We start from the raw sequence: 450 nt of genomic DNA, 5'->3' as shown, positions 1-450 counted from the left end.
GGCCTGTGCAGGCTCAGCCGCGCGAAAGAGCAGCTTCTCGACCACCAGAACGAGGGCGGGCGTGACGAGCGCGATGTACATGTTGTCGACGCCGAACGGGTTGCCGAGCAGATACCAGATGGTGGTTGCAATCGCGGCCAGGATCAGGCCCGAAACGGCTCCACGACTGCTGTTGAAGAACGGCAGATAGATGCCGATGAGCGCAACGATGGACACCGACAGCCGCAGCGCCCGCGTGAAGAACGATAGCGCCAGGATTTGCGGCACGAACAGCACGAACACCAGTGGCAGCACGCCCACCGCCAGCGAGATCCAGCGTGTCATGCGCATTTCCTGCTCGGCCGACGGGCGATAGCGCGGCACATAGAAGTCGGTCACGATGAGCGAAGCAATGGCGAGTGCCACCGTACACACGCTCACGAAGATCGACGCCACCAGCGAAGTCGTTAC

Annotated in this window: 1 pseudogene; it reads right to left on the bottom strand. The window is 62.2% G+C overall.

Features of this window, described 5'->3' with window-relative positions:
* Window positions 1-450: pseudogene (locus tag C0Z16_RS37130) on the bottom strand (sodium:solute symporter family protein); the annotation flags it as partial.

It is taken from the genome of Paraburkholderia rhynchosiae (assembly GCF_002879865.1).
Lineage (GTDB): Bacteria > Pseudomonadota > Gammaproteobacteria > Burkholderiales > Burkholderiaceae > Paraburkholderia > Paraburkholderia rhynchosiae.
Note: the sequence above shows the minus strand (reverse complement) of the source record. Positions and strands in the feature narration are given on the sequence as shown.